Source organism: Streptococcus danieliae (assembly GCF_025447695.1).
Lineage (GTDB): Bacteria > Bacillota > Bacilli > Lactobacillales > Streptococcaceae > Streptococcus > Streptococcus danieliae.
On the sequence record NZ_JAOBSU010000185.1, the window covers coordinates 1 to 1334 of the forward strand.

The window sequence follows — 1334 nt, forward strand, 5'->3', positions numbered from 1 at the left end:
GCAGATGGTCGAACACCATACTTCCACGTTGCTTATGCAAGTTCGGCAGACGGACGGACTAACTTCAGTACAACTGATGCAGCAGGCAGAACTCATATTGGAACTTATACTGACTTTGTACAGGCTGATAGTACTAACCCAGCAAGTTACGTCTGGGCATTGATGAAGGGCACTGATGGTCGTAATGGCCGTGATGGCAGAGACGGCGCCCAAGGTCCAAAAGGGGATAAAGGAGATACTGGAGCGAGAGGTCCACAGGGCGCTCAAGGAGTTAAGGGAGATAAAGGCGATAAGGGGGACCAAGGAGCGATTGGACCACGAGGTGAACGTGGGCTTCAAGGTCTACAGGGCCCTCAAGGGACGCAAGGGATCCCAGGACAAAAAGGTGCCGACGGTCGAACACAGTATACCCACATTGCCTATGCAGACACCAATCTTGGTGGTGGTTTCTCGCAAACTACCAATGGCTCTAAAGCCTATATCGGCATGTATGTGGATTTTGAGGAAACGGATAGCCCGAATCCAGCTCGATACCGCTGGACTAAAATCCGAGGGGACAAAGGAGATAAGGGGGATAAAGGTGACCGTGGTGAAAGAGGTCTTCAAGGTTTGCAAGGTCCACAAGGAGCACAAGGGATAGCTGGAGCGAGAGGCGCCGATGGTCGTACCCAATACACCCATATCGCTTATGCTAACTCCGCCGATGGACGGCAGGCCTTTTCGGTATCCGATGCTAATCGTTCTTATATGGGAGTCTATGTGGATTTCACCGAGAATGATTCTACAGATCCGACCAAGTACCAGTGGACTCTCATAAAAGGCGCTGATGGCCGCAACGGGACTCCAGGACCTAAAGGTGCGGATGGCAGGACCCCTTATTTCCACGTCGCTTATGCAGGAAGTTCTGATGGTCGCAGTAATTTTAGCACGACCGATGCAAATGGCAGGACCTATATTGGGACTTATACTGACTTCACACAAGCAGACAGTACCAATCCAGCTTCTTATCAATGGACTAAGATGGCAGGCGACCGTGGTCCGCAAGGACCTAAAGGTGACAGAGGGGATCGTGGTGTTCAAGGTCTAAAAGGTGACCAAGGTGTCCCTGGTCCTAAAGGTGCTGATGGACGGACTCCTTATTTCCACATTGCTTATGCAAACAGTGAGGATGGGAGGAAAGATTTTTCCACGACAGCTTCAAATGGACGTAGATTTATCGGCACAGTTACGGACTATAATCAAGCTGATCCGACAGACCCTCAAGCTTATCGATGGGCGTCCATTGTAGGGGATTTGGATATCGGGAATTACAATCATATCCGAAATGGAGCCTT

General features: G+C 50.3%; 1 protein-coding gene. It reads left to right on the forward strand.

What is annotated here, in order from left to right; genetic code table 11:
- Positions 1 to 1334, forward strand: a 1334-nt coding sequence (locus N4310_RS08470) for a collagen-like domain-containing protein (protein WP_262092827.1), incomplete at both ends; no start/stop codon positions are given.